We start from the raw sequence: 20,253 nt of genomic DNA on the forward strand, positions 1-20,253 counted from the left end.
GCCCGGTCGCGTTTCAGATCGCCAGTGCGTGGGCCTGCTGGTGCTCCTCGGTGAGCTTGTTGCCCCATTTGCCGACCGGAGAGAAGGTGACGAGGGACCGTTGGGTGAACTCCTGAGCCGCCGTCTGGATCTCGGCCCACTTGTGCTGGGCATCGAGGATCTTCAGGGACTGCTGGACCCACGCAAGGTTGGCGAGGTCCTTGTCCTGGTAGTTCGAGCAGATGTAGCCAAGTTTGCCGGCGATGTCGGTCCACACCCCCTCGATCTCCTGCAGGTTGTTCTTGAAACGAGTCAGCGAATCCCCGATCGACGGAATGGAGGAGTTCAGGCCGGTCAGATCGGTGACCAGTCGGGTCTTCTTCTGAATATCATCCTCTTTGTCCTTGATTTGGTCGAGCATCTGATTGTAGAGCTTCCGGGCCTTGATCGCGGCGATCCCGAACCCAATACCAAACGCCCATCCGACCGAGGCGAGAAGCCCCAGGCTGATCACCGTGATCCCGACCGAGGTGCTGACCGCGACAATGGTGTACTTGCGCCACTCCTCGTATGCCTCGTCCGCAGCCGTGTGCAGGTTTTTGACGTCCGTCTCGAGGGCTCCGATCTTCTTGTTCGCCGCCGTGAGGATCTTGGACGAAGAACTCGTGTAGATGGCGACTTCGTTGTTCGCCTCGGTGATCTTCTGATCGAACTTGGCCAGTTTCTGGCTGAGCTCGGCAACCTTCTTCTTTTCCTTCTCGGCTTCGGAGAGCAGGCCTCCACTGCCGCCGAGGATCAACCGCAGGTTGTCGGCCCGCTGCTTTTCCGTTCCTGTGCTGAGCACATCCTTCAGGCTTTCGAAGGTATACTTGAACGTGCCCGCGGTATTGCTGACCTGCGTGGAAAGCCAAATGATGTGCCCGTATATCTCAGCGGGTGGAGTCTTGCCCGTAAGGTAAGCTCCGTCGCTAATTATCTTTTTCCGGATCATGTCGGGATCGCCAAAATCTGGACACAGGTCCTGGACGTTTTTCATGGCGCTCAGGACCTTCTTGATTTCGTTCTCCTGTTCCGGGAAACCGCCGTAATCCTTCTCCCAGTCCGCCTTGTTGATGGGCAGCGCGAGTGCTTGCTTGATGTACGTCTGCATCGTGAGCCAATCCTGACCAAACACGATAAACCGCTTATCCGGCGGTTTGGGTACCCCGTGCGGCACGGGACCATTGAGGATCGTGAGCGGCTTCGACGGTTCGACAGAGGTCACAGGTATCCCCATTCGCTCGTGCGGAAAAGGTAAACCCGGGCAAGGGGCCACTCGCCCGTGGGTCTCAGCACCTAGATCATCGTGACTGTAAGTATCAAAGCCATAACGGGCAGAGAGCAAGGACATTTCGGCACATCGCACCGTTCGGAGGCAAGTTTGCTCCATTCAGGGTGTTTTGGAGGCGAGTTGGGTGAGCGCGATGAACGCGGGCTTCCAGATATCGGCCTGGCGGAGTTTCTTGGTGAAGCGGGAACCGACGGCGCTACTGGCGTGAGGCAGACCCAGCAGAGCCCAGGCGGTTTGACGGCTGAAAATTAAGCAGAACCGGATCCTGGTTTCACTGAACAGCCTCCGTGTCTGGTGTCCACGATGGCCGCGGACACCAGACACGGACTTGGGCAGTGGATCGGAGCGCTCGACCCACGATGATCACGTTGCGGACATCGCTCTCACTTCGCCGCCCTCGGGCACGAGTCCGGCGAGAGGGCGCCGACGCGGCGGTCGATGTCGTCGCGGATCGGGCGGACGTCGTCGACGCCCTTTCCATCTGCGTCCTGGCGGCTAGCCGCTGCCTTGACCGGCCATCTGGGTCAAGGCAGCGGCCATCCAAGTGACGTGAAAGACGTGCACCTTCTCGGGGCTGGCCAGGTCAGTGGCGTTGAGTAGCACCGAAGGAATGTCCGTTGGCCTCAGCCGAGTCAGTTGCAGGCGAGCGGAGGTCATTCAGCTCGTCGGCTTGGCTGGGGTGGCCAGTGGTGCGCAGCATCACCGACAGCAGCCGTAGGAGTTCGTCGGTCTGGCCCGGGGTCAATGAGGCCAGTGCGGTCTGCAGTGTCCGGGCTACTTGGACCCATAACGTGTCCGGATGCCACTTGTTGACTTCGGTGACGACGTCCTCTGCCTGGTCTGCGTTGGGAAAAACACCTAGCCGTGAGGAAGCGTTGAGCATCAGGAACAGGCGCGCTGAGGCAGGGTTGTCGAAACACTCCTGCCGCAGGAAACGCATGGTGGCGGCAGCCTGCCTGCGTGCGAGTTCGTCTAGCTGTGCTTCTCGCCGCTGTTGTTGCAGATCGAGGGCGGCCTGATGGGACTCGGGCGGCACGGACAAGGCTGCGGTCACTGCAACCACGATGTCCCCATCGTTGTCACAAGGGAGACGCCGGGAAAGGCGATCGTTGAGGTCGTGCTGCGCGGCCTGTCGACGAAGCACACCCCATTCTCCTGCCACGGATTTGACCTGGGACCGCACCCAGGCCGCCGCCTGCCAGATCGCGGCCGCTTCCGGTTCCCCGACCCGGTCCGTGGAATCGGACCAGGCATTGTCGTAGGTGTCACTTCCCGGCGGAGCCGTGCTCCGCCGGGAAGTACCGGTCAGTCCACGTGCACGAGCAGACCAGACTCGGAAGCCTCCGGACAAACGGGGGAAGCTCAGCCGCCGGTTCCGTAGTCAACTCTGGCCGTGCGACCGGCGGTGTCGTAGGAATACGCCGATGTGCCGCTGAGCGGATCCACCGCCGACGCCAGGCGGCCGACCGGGTCGTAGCCGTAGGTGACCTTGCCGGCGGCGGTGGTCGCGGTGGTGAGGCGGCCTTCGTCGTCGAAGGAGAATGAGGAGTCGCCGGACGGGCCCGATGCCGAGATCAGGTTGTTGCGGTCGTCGTAGACGAAGGTGTTCACGCCGCCAGGTGCCGACGTCGTGGTCATCCGGCCCATCGCGTCATAGCTGAACACGCGGTCCGGTGTGGACGCCGGGGTGCCGGTTCCGGCTTGCCGAACGAGGTTGCCGAGCGCGTCGTAGGAATGCGTGATCGTGACCCCGCCGGGCTTGGTCAGCGTCGCGATCCGGCCCATCGCGTCATAGGCCGCGGTGTAGGTGCGGTCGGCGGGGTTGGGGGTTTGTGCGGTGGCGGGTTCGATCGTCGATTCCGCCAGGCCCCAGGGATTCACCGTGAACGCGGTGGTGTTGCGGTTGCCGTCGGTGGCACGGGTGATGTTGCCCGCCGCGTCATAGCCGTAGCCGGTGGTGATGCGTCCGTTGGCGGAGATGGGGCGGGTGATCGACCTCAGCTGGTTCAACGCGTCGAAGGCCAGGGTGGTCGTGGCCAGGTAGGCGTCGGTGCTGGAGGTCTGGTTCCCCGCTTGGTCGTAGCCGAAGCTGCGGGTTCGGACCGTCTTCCCCGCTGCGTCCAGGTCCGAAGCCGCGACCAGACGTCCGGCAAGGTCGTAGCCGTAGGTCGTGGTCACGCCGGAGGCCTTGGTGATCGCCGTCAGGCGCCCTGCCCCGTCGTAACCCGCTGCGGTGGTCAGCCCAGCCGGGTCCACCATGGACAGCGGGTTTCCGAGGTCGTCGTGGGTGAACCGCGTGGTGAGGCCGGTCGGTGTGGTGGAGGTGGCCGGGTTGCCCAACACGTCGTAGGTAGAGCGGGTGGTCAGGTTCCGTGCTGGCCCGGGCTCTCGTTCGACCACTGTGGCAGTGATCTGGCGTCCGAGCTTGTCGTAGGTGGCGTGCGTCTGCGCGCCAGTGGGTGCGGTGGCTGACAGTTGTTCGCCCAGTGGGTCGAACGTCGCCGTCCACGTTCCGCCGGTCGCTGCTCCGGGCAGTGGCGGGTCGGTGCGGCGCACGAGGTTGTCGAGTCGGTCGTAGTCGAAGGTGGTGATGTTCTCGAACGCGTCGGTGCGGCTTTTGACTCGCCCGGCCGCGTCGTAGGCCGTGCGCACCGTGGCGGTGACCGGCGCGGAGGCTCCTGGTGGTGTGTAGTCGGGCAGGGTGACAGATGTCTGCCGTCCGGCTTTGTCGTAGCCGTAGCGCGTGGTGTTGCCGTTCGGATCACGCGCCGCTACGACGTCGCCAAAGGTGTGGTAACCCGTTATCGTCACCGGGCGTACGAGAGCGGCCGGTTCATCACCAGACTCCGCTTCCACCGGGGCTTCGGTCACCGTCGTGGCCCGGCCCAGCGCGTCGTAGCCGAAGTGCATGGTGAACGCGGCGGGGTCCGCGCCACCGGCAGTGCCCCGCGGATCGACGACCGACAGCGGCAGGCCGCGTTCGTCGAGGTCTGCGGTGGTCACCAGCGCTTCGGTGCCGGTGTGGGTCGTGCTCGACTTCTGCCGGCCCATCGGGTCGTAGGCCGCCTCGACGTCGGATGCCACCGAACCATCGGCGTTGCGCTGGATCATCCGGATCGTGTTGTCCAGCGGGTCGAACGTCGTCTCCGACGAGCGCAGCACCTTTCCGCCGTCGTGGCCGGTGGTCGTGATCGGCCGTCCACCGGGGTCGTAGGACGTGGTCGTACGGTAGCGGCCGTCGCCGCTGGTGCGCACGGACTCGGCGCCGTTGCCCAGGTATTCGTAGCTGTGCAGCAGCAGGTCCCGTGCGTCGGCGCTGTCCGGGTCGGTGTAGCCGAGAAGCCGTTCTGAGGCGAGCAGGTTGTCGTCGTAGTAGGTGAAGGCGCGGGTGCGTCCCATCGCATCGGTGATGCTGGCGAGGCGGCCCGCCGGGTCGTAGGCCTGGATTCCAGGACGACATCGCGCGGCTGGGCTCCGTCACCGGTGAACCCCGCGACCGTGATGGTGGCGAGTTGATGGCGGGCTTCGGTGTAGGTGTAAGTGAACATCGAGCCGAACGGGTTGATCAGCCGGAAGACCTCACCGAAGGTGTCGTACTCGGTGCGCGTCACGCCGCGCTCGGGATCGGTGACGGTGTCGACCCGGCCGCGGTTGTCGTAGGTGTAGGCGGTCGTCCGCGTGCCGTCAGTGCCGACGGCGTCGTCCACTGGAAGCCGGATGACTCGGAAAAAGGCCTGCGGTCTGCCCGCCGCAGAATGTAGCGAGAACGGCTAACCTGTCCGATCAGCGGGGCGCCGCGGCGGGGAATGCCCAAGTCAACAGCACCCTACGACATCTGCTCGTCGGCGTGTCGCATATGGGCGCACTCGATAGGCGAACCGAGCGTTTCAGGCTCGGGCCAGTCCAACGACTTCCAGAAGCAGAGTGCCCCGTGGTCGTTGATCGGTGACGTGCTCCAACGGCAGCCTGGCCAGTCGGCCAGCAGCTTTGTGATCACCTGCGTCGCCAGCCTGCGCCGGGAGTGAGCATCGCAGAGCGGTACCCCGCTTCGTCGGCATGATCCACCGGCAGCGCTTGGCTCGGCGGATTTCACCGAGCCGGGGTGTTCTAGATGGTCTCGAGGCGCCTATCCTGCGGTGCGCGGTGGAGCAGCCGGTAGTCCTTGCGCCGGACCCTTCGGGTGGCCAGCCAGAACTGCCACGTGAAGCCCGGCCAGATGGCTCGGTTGACGCCTGCCGCATCGTGGTAGAAGTTCGTGCAGCCACCCCGGGTCCAGACGCCCTTGACCAGCTTCTGCTGGATCGTTGTCTGGAACTCTTCCTGCACGTCGCGCCGAACATCGAGTGCCGCAGCGCCGCTTTTGTCGACCAACTTGATCGCGTTCACCACGTACCTGGCTTGCGCTTCGAGCATCACGGTCACGGATGTATGGGTGACAGCGGTGTTGGGCCCGAGCAGGAAAAACATGTTCGGAAATCCAGCAACGGTGGTGCCGAGGTGAGCACGCATGCCACCAGTCGCCCATTCCTCGGCTAAGAACCGCTTGTCGGTACCGATGATGTGGAGGTAGTCCAACGCATCCGTGATGCGGAAGCCGGTCGCGTAGATGATCGCGTCGATCTCGCGCTCGACGCCGGACGCGTCCACCACCGAGTCGGCCCGAACGTCGGCCACGCTGTCGGTGACGAGCTCGACGTTGTCCCTCGCCAGGGCCGGGTAGTAGTCGTTGGAGAACAGTACCCGCTTGCAGCCCATGGTGTACTTGGGAGTCAGTTTCTCCCGCAGAGCGGAGTCTTTGATGTGCCGTGCGATGTGTTGCTTGGCGATCGACTCGGGCCCCTCCCACAGCTCCAAGCGCCCGTTGAACGCAAGCGCGCGCATCTCCCGGCGCCAGTAGATCGTGTTGCGGTAGATGCGCTGGGCACCGGGAATGTGTTTGAACAACGCCCGCAGCCAGCCGGGAACGTCTCGGTTGCGTTTGGGCAGCACCCAGTGGGGGGTGCGTTGGAAGACGTACAACTTGGCTGCGTCGGCCGCGATCGGTGGCACGAGCTGAATCCCTGATGCCCCGGTGCCGATGACAGCGACGCGCTTTCCGGCGAAGTCGAAGTCGTGGTTCCACTGCGAGGAATGCCAGACTTGGCCTTTGAAGGTTTCGAGCCCAGGAAGCTCGGGAAGCCGTGGGATGTGCAGTCCGCCGACTGCGGAGATCAGGAACTGGCAGAAGAGTTCTTCACCTGTCGTGGTGCTGAGCCGCCACCTGCATTGGTCCGGCTCCCAGGTCGCACCGGTCAAACCGACTCCGAATCGGATCTTGGATCTCAGCCGGTGCTTGTCCGCGATGTTGCTCAGGTAGGTGAAAATTTCGGACCGGGTGGCGAAATCACGTAGCCAGTCGGCTTTCTGCTCGTAGGACAGCGAATACAGGTGCGCCTCCACGTCGCACTCGCATCCGGGGTAGGAGTTGTCCCGCCACGTGCCGCCCACGTCATCGGCCTTTTCCAGGACGAGGTAGTTCCGGATGCCGGCCTTCTCCAGTTGGATGGCCTGTCCGAGTCCTCCGAATCCGGTGCCGACGATCACGGCCTTGAGGTATTGGTTCATGCGCTCCTCGCAGGGCCAACCCGCTCACACCGTCGCGGTTGCCTGTCCCGGTCGAATCTTTAACGTTCCGGGCGCGCTCTCGTCAAGAGACCGCCCGGCGGTGCGAACCAAAGGGCAAAAAACCATGCCTAATGAGGCATCTCCGGAAGTGGGAACTACCGTTGCACGGCCGCATCGCGTAGCGGCTTCCGTACGCATCACGCACTCGCGCCACGTGGGGTTTCGAAGGCCGAAAAGCCGATGAGATTACGGTGCCTGATGGTGTAGGCAGGAAACGCTGTCTGATCAGGCAGCGTCGGGGATGGTGATCTTCCGTCCGCCGCGCCTAGATTCCTAGCATTTCGGTGTCGAGGTCGGATTGGGCCAGTTGTGGCGCAAGACCGTCCGCGTGGTGCGTCCAGGGCGGTGCCGGCACGAGCAGCTGGGCGCGGATCAAGTGAGTTCGCGGCCCGGCCGTAGACAGGGAGACTCGCCATGCATTTGGAAGTTGAGCCGGATCTGAACCCGGCCTCGGGCCTTGGTGCAGGCACGATTCTGTCGGCGTTCATCGATCTCCACGACCGTGACATGAACCGCGAGCTCTTCGTGTTCGTCGACGACTACGGCCGCGACGTCGAGTCGATGACGGTGCGTAGGTTGGCTCACGACGCGCAGCGGGCCATGTCGCTACTGGAAGCAGAGGGCGTCCGGCGTGGCGACCGGGCGTTGCTGGTGTACCTGCCATCGCTGCATTTCATCAGCGCGTTCCTCGGCTGCCTGGCGTGCGGAGTGATTCCAGTTCCGGTCGCACCGCAAAACCCGCTGAAACTCGCGCAGGAAACCGGGGCCTTGGCGGCTATCGCCACCAGCTCTGGTGCGCGTGTCGTGCTCACCCACGATGCCTACCAGGGGGCGATCGATGCGGCGTTGAGAGCACACCCACTGCCGCCCGAAGCGCCCAAAATGCCCGGGATTCCGTGGTTGGCCACCGATTCACGCCGCGGCGGCGAGGTGGACGTGGTCGAGCCGCGGCATTGGTACAATCCGGAAGATCCGGACGAGCCGGTCTTCCTGCAGTACACGTCCGGGTCGACCGGGTTCCCCAAAGGCGTGATCGTCAGCCATCGCAACATCAGCCACGAGTTGCAGTTCCTGGCCGCGGATTTGGCACTGGGCGACGACACGGTCGCCGTCACCTGGGTTCCGCACTTCCACGATCTCGGGCTGATCAGCTTCCTGCTGAACACCATCGCGGGGCACTCCGGGCGGACCTACGTGATGTCTCCGCTCAGCTTCCTGCAGCGGCCCTCGGTGTGGTTCGACGTCATGTCCCGGGTGCGCGCCACGCACACGTCGGCGCCGAATTTCGCCTACGACCTGATGGTCCGGAAGACGACTCCGGAGCAGCGCGCAGATTGGGACCTCAGCTCTGTACGAGTTCTCGGTTCTTCTGGAGAAATGGTGCTCCCGGAAACCATGGAGCGGTTCTGGAACGCTTTCATGCTGACCGGACTGAAACCTGCGGTGTTCCACCCCGGTTACGGCATGGCCGAGCACACGTTGAGCTTGAGCATGGGAAGCGGTGGTCCGCTGTGGGTGGACAAGCGCGAGTTGGAGAAGGGCCGGGTGGAGCCGGTTGAAGCCGACTCCACCCAGGGTGCCGCCGGTTTCTACGGCAGCGGTTGGGTCACCAAGGAAGGTGCCAACGTTCGCATCGTCGATCCGGCCACCAGCAAACCGTGCGACCCCGGTCAGGTCGGGGAGATCTGGGTCGACTCGCCCACCAAGGCACTCGGGTACTGGGGCCTGCCGGACGAGACCCGCGAGACATTCCGTGCTCGCGTCGCCGACGACGATCCCCGCGAGTATCTGAGGACAGGTGATCTCGGGTTCTTTCGCAACGGAGAGTTGTTCGTCTCCGGTCGGCTCAAGGAACTGATCGTTATCCGGGGCGATAACTACTATCCGCAGGACATCGAGGAAACTGTTCGCGGGTGTCATCCGCTGATCCGCCCCGGCGGGGTCGCCGCGTTCTCGGTTCCCTCGGCAGGATCGGGCCAGGGCGAGCGTTTGATCATCTTCGTGGAAATGGTGGATGGCGCGCCTGTTGCCGACAATGACGAGGAAATCACCAGGACGGTTCGTCGCGCGATCAGGGAAGCCCACGGGATCGCATGCGACGAGGTGGTCGTGGGTGCGCCAGGACTGGTGCTCAAGACGACCAGCGGCAAGGTGCGCCGCGCCGCGTGCCGCACGCAGTACCTTCAGCGTTTAGAGGAGCACGCCCGATGAGTAGTGAACTTCTGGTCCCGGGGCTGCGCATCTGCACCGGGCCGGATGATCCCCGACTGCACGACGTCGACGCGGACTTCACCGCACTGCTCCGGAAATTCCAGACGGTGGTGACCTCAACCGGCAAACGCCTCTTCCACGGTGCAGGCGCTTGCGTGCGCGGGCATATCGAGTTCGTTGACGTCGCGGGGATCTCCGTGCACCCGTTCTTCGCGGCGGGCAAGCAATATCCGCTGATTGCCAGGTACAGCAACGGTGAATCGTCGGACGACATCGCCCCCGGAACCCGTGGTGCGTCGCTGTTGTGGTTGGATCCCGCTGGTTCCGGGGAGCCGCAGTTCAATCTGACGCTGAACACCGGTCGCGCACTTTTCGCCGGCAATGCCGCGGCCTTCGTGCGCTTTCTGCTGGGAAACGATCAGGACCGCCAGGACATGGTCCGGTCGAATCCGCGTGCCGGGAAACTGCTGTGGGAGCAGGTCCGCGATCCGGTCTCGTTCATGCGGTACCACTACCACTCGCAGGCGCCGCGCGTGCACGTGGACGCCACCGGGCGTCCTTGGCTGGCGCGTTATCGGCTCGTACCGGCGGAAGACAGGGCCGATTGCGGACAGCACGTCGCTGGCCATCGCCTTTTTCCGCCCGTGCCACCGGATTTCCTCGCCAGGGATCCCACTGATCCGCGACCGCCGACTGCTCTCCGGGATGAGCTCGTCGAGCAGGTTTCGGACGGCGGATTCGGTGCACTGCTGCAAATCCAACTGCATCCGGTGACCGACTCCTCAGACAGCAATCAGGCCGCGCTCGATCCATCGGTCGTGTGGACTGAGGGATACCACACGATCGCGCGAGTGCAGTTCGACGCCGTTGTCAACACCGAGACGGCGAAAGCCCTGGTGTTCGACCCTGCCCACGCCCCGGAAGGTCTTGGCATCGCGCTCGGCCGGTCGCCGCTTGAAGCGGCCTCGGTAAACCACGCCCGTGCCCTGATATACCGGAAGATGCACGCCGCGCGGACGGCGCTGGTTGAGGCAAGGGGCGCCCATGAACAAGTAACTGGGTCAAAGGGGCCGCTCGCCAAAACGGTCTGCGTCGTCGGTGCGGGCCCGAGCGGGCTGACTATCGCGCGTGAGTTGGAGCGCCTCGGGCACACCGTGGTGGTGTTGGAGCGCGAGCCGGTCGTCGGTGGTAAGGTTGTCTCGATCGACGTCGACGGGCGTGCCTACGATCTGGGCGCCCACATCTGCACACCGCGCTACGAGCGGTTTGCCGAATTAGCGGCAGAACTCGGTGTCGACACTGTGAAAGCCACAGCGACCTACGAATATGACGCCGACCGGTGGTTTCGCAGATCGCCGGGTGCATCTTTCTTCCGGAGATCGGAGTTCTCCCGGTACACGCAGCTGCGGGAGCAGGCCTTTCCAGGCATCGCGACGGCCGGCCTGGCGCACTCCGCAGTGTCGTTGTCGCAGTCGATATCGGAATGGGTGGTCGGCAACGATCTCCTGGGTATGACGGATTCGCTCGGATCCGGTTACACCGCTTCGGGATACGGCTATCCGAACGACGATGTCCCCGCGCTGTACTTCGTCAAACATGCCGAGATGACCGGCCTGGTTTCCCTTGGTCCGCAAACCACCGGCCATGCCGGGCCCTTCACGGTATCCGGCGGCTTCGGGAGGCTGTGGCAGCGGGTTGCCGACAGTCTTTCCGATGTGCGCACCGGTACGCGCATCACATCGATAGAGCGCGAATCCAGCGGCGTCGTCGTGCAAACCGATTCCGGTCCCGTACATGCGGATTCGCTCATCCTGTCCGTTCCACTCGACCAGGTCGTCGATGTGCTCGACGCCACCGCCGATGAGCGGGATATCGCGTCGAGGGTTCGTACGATCGACTACTACACCGTGCTTTGCCGGATTTCCGGACTGCCCAGAGCCGGCATGTATCTCGTGCGCTCCAAGGGGGCGGCACCGCAACCTGGCCACTGCGTCGCCTACCACAACCGGTATGATGACACGGACGTCTACACCTGCTATTCCTACGGGGCGCAAGGCCTGGACACCACGGACATCGTCCGGCAGCTTCGTGAAGATGTGGCCGCGATGGGTGGCCAGGTTACCGATGTGCTGGTCGCCAGACGATGGCCGTTCATGCCGCACTTCCGTGCCGCGGATCTCAAGGCCGGTGTTCTCGATCGCCTCGAGCGCATGCAAGGAGACCGGCAGACGTACCACGTCGGGAGTCTCCTGGGGTTCGAGTTGATCGAGACCAATGTGGCTTATGCCCAGGATCTCGCGCACCGCTACTTCGCAGCTCCAGTGGCCGACGACAGCCGCGAGCGAGGCCGGCGCGGCGCACCGCGATACCAGGTGCACTCCGAAGCCGAGCTGTTGGAGTGGCTGACTCGGCAGCTCGCGGCCGATCTCGGCCGTCCCGTGGCCGAGATCGACCCACAGACCCCACTGGATGACTACGGGCTCGACTCGCTGACGGCCACCGGTCTGCAGGCCGAGCTATCCGACTGGCTGGGCTTCCGCGTCCCGCCAACGCTGTTGCTCGAACATCCCACACTGGAGACGGTGGCACGCCAACTCGTCACGCTGATGGACGGTGAGCACGCCGACACGCGTGAGGTGGAGCGGAAACCGATGTTGGCTGTTGCGCTGACTCCGCCACGGCCCTTCTTCTGCATCGGAGGCGCGGTCGGAGCAGCGCATCAGTTACAGGCGCTCGCCGACGATCTGGGGCCAGGATACCCGTTCTACGGGCTTCAAGCCCCCGGGTATGACGGCGGCGAGCCGGCACTCGCGACCGTCGAGGAACTCGCCGACCGGTACATCGAGGACATCTACGCGGTCCAGCCGCGTGGTCCCTACGTCGTTGGTGGCTACTCGTTCGGTGGTCTGGTCGCGTACGAGATCGGCTGCCGGTTGCGGCGTGATGGGGCAGAGGTCGCCGAGGTGGTGGGGATCGACAGTTACCTTCCGCACGGTGGGCAGACCGCACCGGTTTGGGATGAGCGTGCCGCGCTGGAGGAGTTGGTGGCGGTGCACCGGGCGATGTCGGGAGCCCAATGGGATGCGTTGAGGGTGGATCCCGCACTGACGTCGGTCCAGTGCCGGGAGCTGGTCAGCAGGGAGCTCCGGATCATGGGCGCGGTCGCAGCCGATCGACTACTCGATCGGCTGTTGCCGGTGTTCCAGTCGAATCTGGAAGCCAACATCGCCTACCGGCCTCAGCCCTCTGATCTGTCGATGACGTTGCTTCGCGCTGTCGAACCTTTTCCGCCAGTGTTCGGCGAGGCGCGGCGACCAGCGATACCGGTGGGTGATCCCCACAACGGCTGGGCGTCGGTGCAGATGGCTCGACTGCGCGTGCATGAGGTGCCCGGCAACCACTTCACCATCATCGGCGGGGCTGACCTGCGCGGGTTGGCCGCGACCTTGCGGAAAGTGCTCGACGAGACGCTGCCGGAGAAGTGATGAAGATTTCCTCGACCACGGCACCCAGCGCCGTGCGGCCAGGATCGCAGGAGTCGCTCGCTGACGTGGTAGCAAGGATTCGTGAAGAAGTTCAGATCGTAGCGACGCCCGACAACGGAATCGGTGCCATCGTCGGCGACCCGCGCGGTCGGCGTGTGCTGGCCACCTTGCCGCCGCTGTACCCGGAATGGCTGGGTGACCGGTCCTTCAACGAGGTTCATGGCACGCGGTTTCCTTATGTCGCGGGCGAAATGGCGAACGGGATCGCAACCGCGGAGCTGGTGATCGCCATGGCACGAGCGGACATGCTCGGCTTCTTCGGCGCCGCCGGTATCCCCGTTCCCAAGGTGACGTCGACGGTGCAGAACCTCCGGAAAGCGTTGCCGGGACGCCAGAACTGGGGAGTGAACCTCATCCACGCACCACAGAATCCGGCGTGGGAGAGGCACCTGGTCGACATGCTCCTCCGCGAGCAGGTGCCTGCGGTTTCGGCCTCCGCGTTCATGGATCTGACTGCGACCGTGGTCCAGTTGGCAGCATCCGGACTGCGAAAAGACCGCAGTGGTCGGATCGTCCGCGGGACACGGCTGTTCGCGAAGATTTCCCGCCCAGAGGTCGCGGAGAAGTTCCTCGCGCCGGCACCGCAGCGCCTGCTGGATGAGCTGGTCCTCAATGGCCGGATCACCGCCGACGAAGCCGAACTCGCCAAGCGCGTCCCCGTGGCCGAGGACATCACCGTGGAAGCGGACAGCGGTGGGCATACCGACAACCGGCCGCTTGCATCGTTGCTGCCCCGGATCATGGAGCTGCGCGATGCGTTGAGCACCCACTTCCGGCATGGGCGCAACGTTCGGATCGGGGCTGCGGGTGGCCTCGGCACGCCCCACGGTGTCGCGTCGGCCCTTGCCGCCGGCGCGGCCTACGTGCTGACCGGGTCGGTGAACCAGACCTGCCTGGAGGCCGGAATCTCGGCGGAAGCGAAGGAAATGCTCGCAGCGGCCGACATCGCGGACGTGATGATGGCACCAGCCTCGGACATGTTCGAGCTCGGTGCCAAGGTGCAGGTGCTCCGCAAAGGCACCATGTTCGGCCCGCGTGCCAACCAGCTGTACCAGATCTACCGGCAGTATCGGTCGTTCGACGAAATGCCCGACCGGGAGGCCGAGAAGCTCGAACGCACTGTGCTGGGCGCCACGATCGCGGACATCTGGGCGGAGACGCGGCGCTACTGGCTGGAACGAGATCCTGCCGAGCTTTCTCGCGCCGAGGCCGATCCGAAACACCGCATGGCGCTGGTGTGCCGCTGGTACCTGGGCAGGTCGAGCTGGTGGGCGATCCATGGCGAGACGCCGCGCCGCGCCGATTACCAGCTCTGGTGCGGGCCGGCAACGGGGGCGTTCAACCGCTGGGTGGCCGGCAGTTTCCTGGCAGATCCGGCGAACCGCGGTGTCGTGCAGGTAGCCCGCAATCTGCTGGAAGGTGCGGCTGTGGTGACCAGAGCCCACCAACTGCGCACCTACGGGGTGCCGGTGCCCGCGACGGCTTTCCGCTTCACGCCGCGCAGGCTGACATGAGAAGCCACTGACTCACGGGTCCTGATCTCGACAACCCCGATGAAACCGAAGGACAAGGCCATGCCCGAGGCGAGAGCGAGAACCATGCCGCCGGTCGCGATAGTCGGGGTCAGCGCGCTGCTGCCCGGTTCTTCCGATCCGGGCGGATTTTGGCGCACTGCTGTGGCGGGAGAAGACCAGGTCACCGACGTGCCCGCCACGCACTGGCTGGTCGAGGACCACTACGACCCGGATCCGGCGGCACCGGACAAGACCTATGCGCATCGCGGCGCGTTCCTCTCCCCCGTGCCCTTCGACCCGCTCGCTCACGGCATTCCCCCCAAGGTGATTGAAGCCACCGACACCAGTCAACTGCTTGCACTCGTGGCAGCCGAACAACTGCTCTCCGGTCTTACCGGCTTGTCGGGTGTGGATCGCGAGCGGGTGAGCGTAATCCTCGGTACGTCGTCGCTGGAACTGCTGACCACCATGGGCAGTCGCATCCAGCGGCCGGTGTGGCTGAAGGCGTTGCGGGAGAGCGGCATCGACGAAGACCAGGCGCAGGCGATCTGCGACCGAATCGCAGCCAACTACGTCCCGTGGCAGGAGGCGAGCCTGCCTGGCTTGCTCAGCAACGTCGTGGCCGGGCGGATCGCCAACAGGTTCGACCTGCACGGGAGCAACTACACCACGGACGCCGCGTGTGCGAGCTCGTTGGCTGCGTTGTCCAGCGGTGCAAACGAACTCGCCACGGGTCAAGCCGACTTGGTGATCACGGGCGGGGTGGACACGCTCAACGATCCGGTGATGTACACCTGCTTCAGCAAGACACCCGCGCTTTCTCCAACTGGCGATTGCCGTCCCTTCTCGGACCAAGCCGACGGCATGGTTCTCGGGGAAGGGATTGTCCTGTTCGCGATTCGCCGCCTCGAAGATGCCGAGCGCGACGGCGACCGGATTCACGCGGTCATCCGCGGCATCGGCACCGCCTCGGACGGGCGCGGCAGCTCCATCTACGCGCCGGTGCCCGAAGGACAGGCCAGGGCGCTGCGCCGGGCCTACGACGCAGCGGGCTACGGTCCGGAAACGGTGGAGCTCGTCGAGGCGCACGGCACTGGAACCGCCGCCGGGGACGCCGCCGAGTTCGCCGGGCTTCGAGCGGTGTTCGGTGAGGCCGGACGGTCCGACGCCCAGTGGTGCGCGCTCGGCTCGGTGAAGTCGCAGATCGGCCACACCAAGAACGCGGCGGGCGCTGCCGGCCTGCTCAAGGCCACGCTCGCATTGAGCCAAAAGGTATTGCCGCCGACGATCAAGGTCGACCGCCCCAATCCGGCACTCGGATTCGCCGACAGCCCGTTCTACCTGAACACCCAGGCGCGTCCGTGGATCAGCGATGGCAGCCAGCCGCGGCGCGCCGCTGTGTCCAGCTTCGGCTTCGGCGGAACAGATTTTCACATCACCTTGGAGGAGTACCGGCCCTCGCCGGGGTCGGAGAGCCGTGAGCCCGAGTTGACCAGGGTAGCCTCGTCCGAGCTGGTTCTGTTCTCGGCCGATTCCCCGCATGCGCTGGTGAGCGCGTGCCGGGCAAGCTCAGGTGTCTCCCGCCCGCTGGCCACGATCGCGCGGGAGACGCAAGGCACGTTCGACCACACCGCCCAGTCCAAACTGGCAATCGTGGCGACCACCGACGCCGATCTGACCGCGAAGCTGGCAGAGGCCGCGGACCGCATCGAAGCAAATCCGGAAACGGCGTTGTCCGGCCCGCGAGGTGTCTACTATGCGCCTCGCCGTATCGATCCCGGCAAGCTGGGACTCCTGTTCTCCGGGCAGGGGAGCCAGTACGTCGGGATGGGCGCGGAGTTGGCGATGCTTCACCCGGCCGCCAGAAGTGCATGGGACTCGGCCGCTGGAATCTGCTTCGACGGTGTCGCGCTGCACCGCGTGGTGTTCCCGCCTCCCGTCTTCACCGAGGACGAGCGGGCTCAGCAAGACCGCCGGCTGACCCGCACGGAGTGGGCACAGCCGGCTCTCGCTGTGCAAAGCCTCGCGCTGCTGGAAGTTCTGCGTACCTTGGGCGTCTCGCCGGATGCCGTTGCGGGGCACAGCTTCGGAGAGCTGGTTGCGTTGCACGTCGCTGGTTGTTACGACGCCGAGACGCTCATCAGGCTGGCACGCAAGCGCGGAGAACTGATGCGGGACGCCGCCACTGCACAAGGAGCTATGCTCGCGGTCGCGGGTTCCATCGATGACGTCCGCTCGATCGTTGCAGAACTCGACGACCAGCTGTGGGTCGCCAACCACAACGCCCCCAAGCAAGTCGTGGTATCCGGCACCAACGAGGCAATCGATCGGCTGGTGAATTGGCTTGCCGAAGCTGGCCGAGCCGCCCGGAAACTGAACACAGCCGCCGCGTTCCACAGCCCGCTCATGGACACCGCCCGCGCACCGCTGCGGGAGTCCCTCGAGGCTGTGGAACTCCAGCCGCCGCGAATCGCGGCGTACTCGAACGCGGAAGCCGATCGCTACCCGCCCGACCCGGACGCGATCCGGGACCGCCTCGCCGACCACCTTCAACGGCCGGTCCGGTTCGTCGACCAGATCGAGAATATGCACGCCAACGGTGTCCGCACGTTCGTCGAGGTCGGTGCGGGAGCGACCCTCACGAGGCTGACCAACGACATCCTGGCCGGACGCGAACACCTGTCGGTCAGCCTGGATCACGCCCGCACCGACGGGGTCACCGCCCTGCACGAAGGGCTGGCCCAGCTCGCCGTGCGCGGCATCCCCCTGAACTTCGAGGCACTGTGGTGCCCGTTCACGCCGATCGAGGAACCCCGAATGGACGAAAAACCCGGCATGACAGTGGACCTGCTCGGTGCGAACTACGGCAAACCGTATCCACCGCCCGGCGGTGCCCACGAACTCCCGCGACCCAACCCACCACAGCAAGCCGAAAGCACCCGCCCATTTCCCGAACCCGTGGACGGACCTGTCGTCCACGGACATCGACCTCCCCCCGATTGGATGCCAGGTGAGGGCCAGGGGCACCCTTCACCGAGCAACCTGGTCCGGGGTGGCTCTCACCTCGTTTCGGACCCCTGGCTGGACGCGTTGCGGGAGACGCAGCGGCAGGCGAGCGAAGCGCATGCCACCTACCAGCGCGTGATGGCCGAGACGCACCTGGCGTTCCTCCGCATGTCCGAAGCGGCTCTCGGTGGGTTGTCTTCCGGCGGCGTGCCGCAAGCAGCGCCCGGTGGGTTGTCTCCCGCTAGCGTGCCCGAAGCGGCTGCCGTGCAGCCCGCTGTTGCCCCGTGGGACCATGCCGGCTACGCCCTGCCCCAAGTGTCACCGGCTCCACCGGAACCCGTGGGTGTCCAGGTTCCCGCTTCTGATTCCGTCACGCCGTCATACGACGCATACCGGGATTCGGTTGAGAACCCGGCTGCCCAGCCGGATTCCAGCGGTGTTGATGTGGCGTTGTTGTTGGAGGTGGTGGCGGAGAAGACGGGTTATCCGTTGAGCGTGCTGGATGCGGGCATGGAGTTGGAGTCGGATCTGGGCATTGATTCGATCAAGCGGGTGGAGATTCTTTCGGCGGTGCGGGAGCGGGTTCGGAATCTGGCAGAGGTTGATCCGGCGTTGCTGGGAGCCGCCGGAACGCTCGGCGAGGTGGCTGAACTGCTAGGTGCCGGGGATAGCGGCGTGGTGAAGGTCGAAGCCGAACCTGCCGCGCCCCAGGAAGTAACATCGAGTTACAACCAAACCGAGTTGACGCGACAGGCCATTTCCACCCGGCGGGCACCGGCGGTCGGCTTCGCGCTGCCCGGGTTGATCGGCGCGTCGATAGCGATCACCGAGGACGGAACCGGCGTGGCCGAGCCTCTCGCGGCCGAACTCGTCGAGCACGGTGTGCGCGCGTTCGTCACCGCGGATGTACCGGCCGACACCGACGGCGTCATCTTCCTCGGGGGCCTGCGCTCCGGCTCGGCAGAGGAGGCCATCGCGGTCAACCGGGAGGCATTGCGGGTGGCTCGCGCGATGGTCGCTGGTCGTTCGGAAACACCCAGGGTTTTCGTTGCGGTGCAGGACACCGGTGGTGACTTCGGGCTGTCCGGCTGCGCACCGGAACGTGTGTGGGTCGGCGGGGTCGCGGCGCTGGCGCGTACCGCCGCGAAGGAATGGCCGGGGACGGCGGTCAAAGCGATCGACTGCGAGCGGGGTGGGCGCAGCGGCGCCGAGCTGGCGCGGGCAATCGCGCTTGAGCTGCTCACCGGTGGTGCGGTGACCGACGTGGGACTGACCGCTGACGGCGCCCGCACCGTGCTTCACCACGCCGAGGCGCCGTTCGGCGACTCGTGGACCGACGTGATCGGGCCGGATTCTGTGATCGTCATCAGCGGCGGAGCGCGCGGCGTGACCGCGATGGCGGCGCGAGCCCTCGCCGCCGCACGCAAACCCAAGGTCGTCCTGCTCGGCCGCACGGCCTTGGAGGAAGAGCCGTCTTACCTCTCTGGCGTGTCCGGCGAGGCAGCTGTGCGGGAAGCGGTGGCCGGGCACCTGCGGACCAGTGGTGAGTCAGCTGCACCGCAGCGGATCAGGTCCGAAGCCGCCAGAGTGCTTTCGTGCCGCGAAATCCGGGCGACGCTCGACGCGCTGGAATCCTGCGGTTCGCCGGCCCGCTATCTGCCCGTGGATGTCCGCGACAGCGCGGCGCTGAGCAAAGCCCTGGCGGGAGTGCGCGCGGAGTGGGGGCCGATCACTGGGCTCGTGCACGGTGCCGGGGTGCTGGCGGACAAGACCATCAAGGACAAGACCGACGAACAGCTCGACTACGTCTTCGGCACGAAGGTCGACGGCCTGCGAACCTTGCTCGACGTGACAGCCGAGGATCCCCTTGATCTCCTCTGCGTGTTCTCCTCGGTCGCAGCCTGCTACGGCAACGCGGGACAGAGCGACTACGCCATGGCCAACGAGGTCATCACCCAGATCGCCGCGGCAGAGCGCGCGAAACGCCCGGGATGCCTGGTCCGCACCATTGCGTGGGGCCCGTGGGACGGCGGGATGGTGGATGCGTCGCTGGCCGACCGCTTGCGGGCCTCCGGAGTCCAGCTGATCCCGATCGAAGCAGGGGCGAAAGCCTTCGTCGATGAGGTACTGGGTGCGCGCGAACCTGTGCAGGTCGTGGTTGCCGCGGGCACCTTCCCGAAAGCCGAGCCCAGTGCAGCCGGAGAGATCGTGGTCACCGACCGGTCGCATCCGTATCTGGCGGACCATTCCGTTGCCGGAACGACGGTGGTGCCGGTCGCGATGGTGCTGGAGTGGTTCACCGCCGCGGCGCGCCTGTCCGGGACGTGTGAAACCGCTGCGCTTCGCGACCTCGACGTACTCCGCAAGATCACCCTTGACCACTTCGCCGGAGACGGCGATGTCGTGCGCATCACCTGTGCGCCGGGCGGATCCCTGGTCCTGCATGGTACGGGGGAGTTGCCGCATTACCGAGCACAACTGGGCTTCCGAGAGACCGCAGTTTCAATTGAAACAACTGAAACTGCGGTCGACGCACCGCGCCGATGGGACGTCCCGGCGGGCCTGGACGCCTTCGGCGACAGGCCGATCTACGACGGCTACCTGCTGTTTCACGGTCCGGCGTTCCAGGCCCTCCGCGGCGTCGACGGGGTTTCCGCGGCCGGAGCAGTTGGGACGGTTGTCGGCGCGCGTGCGCTGGGCTGGCCGGATGAGCACCGTCACACCGACCCGGCGGCGGTGGACGGCGGTATCCAGTTGGCGACTTTGTGGGCTGAGCGGGCACTGGGGACCGCCGCGTTGCCCATGGGCGTCGGCGAATTCCGGCTGCATCGTCCGGGAATGCTGGATGGTGCGGGCACGAGCATCATCCGAGCGGGAGAGGTGCACAGCGCTCATGCTGAGTGCGATCTCCAGCTCTGCGCCGCCGATGGCACACCCGTCGCCGAGCTTCACCGGCTTCGCTTGGTGGCCCGCCCCGATGGCGCCCCGAGCGGGAGGTGACGGG

General features: G+C 65.4%; 8 protein-coding genes. 4 read left to right on the plus strand and 4 right to left on the minus strand.

Annotation, left to right across the window (positions count from 1 at the left end; all coding sequences use genetic code 11):
• Positions 1-13 precede the first annotated feature (13 nt).
• From AC07FN_RS22740 to AC07FN_RS22755, 4 genes are all read right to left on the minus strand, one after another.
• The gene (locus AC07FN_RS22740; protein WP_478397417.1) at positions 14-1,243 is read right to left on the minus strand and encodes an alpha-xenorhabdolysin family binary toxin subunit A; all 1,230 of its coding nucleotides are present in this window, start codon (positions 1,241-1,243) and stop codon (positions 14-16) included.
• 649 nt (positions 1,244-1,892) lie between these two features.
• Positions 1,893-2,453 carry a hypothetical protein gene (locus AC07FN_RS22745; RefSeq protein ID WP_478397418.1) on the minus strand — a complete coding sequence of 187 codons (561 nt, stop codon included), beginning with the start codon at positions 2,451-2,453 and terminating at the stop codon, positions 1,893-1,895.
• 218 nt (positions 2,454-2,671) lie between these two features.
• Entirely contained in the window at positions 2,672-4,708 is a 2,037-nt protein-coding gene (locus AC07FN_RS22750; protein WP_478397419.1) for a hypothetical protein, read from the minus strand.
• 708 nt (positions 4,709-5,416) lie between these two features.
• Positions 5,417-6,913 carry a flavin-containing monooxygenase gene (locus AC07FN_RS22755; RefSeq protein ID WP_478397420.1) on the minus strand — a complete coding sequence of 499 codons (1,497 nt, stop codon included), beginning with the start codon at positions 6,911-6,913 and terminating at the stop codon, positions 5,417-5,419.
• Positions 6,914-7,387: 474 nt separating this feature from the next.
• On the opposite strand from AC07FN_RS22755, the gene AC07FN_RS22760 reads away from it, so the two are divergent.
• From AC07FN_RS22760 to AC07FN_RS22775, 4 genes are read left to right on the plus strand one after another with little or no spacing between them, the layout of a single operon-like run.
• Positions 7,388-9,184 (plus strand): fatty acyl-AMP ligase, encoded by a 1,797-nt coding sequence (locus AC07FN_RS22760; RefSeq protein ID WP_478397421.1) that lies wholly within the window; start codon positions 7,388-7,390, stop codon positions 9,182-9,184.
• A complete protein-coding gene (locus AC07FN_RS22765) occupies positions 9,181-12,669 on the plus strand; it encodes an FAD-dependent oxidoreductase (RefSeq protein ID WP_478397422.1) in 3,489 nt (1,162 codons plus the stop codon). Before AC07FN_RS22760 ends, AC07FN_RS22765 begins: the two co-directional genes overlap by 4 nt.
• Positions 12,669-14,243 carry a PfaD family polyunsaturated fatty acid/polyketide biosynthesis protein gene (locus tag AC07FN_RS22770; protein ID WP_478397423.1) on the plus strand — a complete coding sequence of 525 codons (1,575 nt, stop codon included), beginning with the start codon at positions 12,669-12,671 and terminating at the stop codon, positions 14,241-14,243. Before AC07FN_RS22765 ends, AC07FN_RS22770 begins: the two co-directional genes overlap by 1 nt.
• A gap of 39 nt (positions 14,244-14,282) precedes the next feature.
• Positions 14,283-20,249 (plus strand): SDR family NAD(P)-dependent oxidoreductase, encoded by a 5,967-nt coding sequence (locus tag AC07FN_RS22775; protein ID WP_478397424.1) that lies wholly within the window; start codon positions 14,283-14,285, stop codon positions 20,247-20,249.
• The last annotated feature ends 4 nt before the right edge of the window (positions 20,250-20,253 follow it).

It is taken from the genome of Saccharopolyspora sp. NPDC045941, assembly GCF_056431445.1.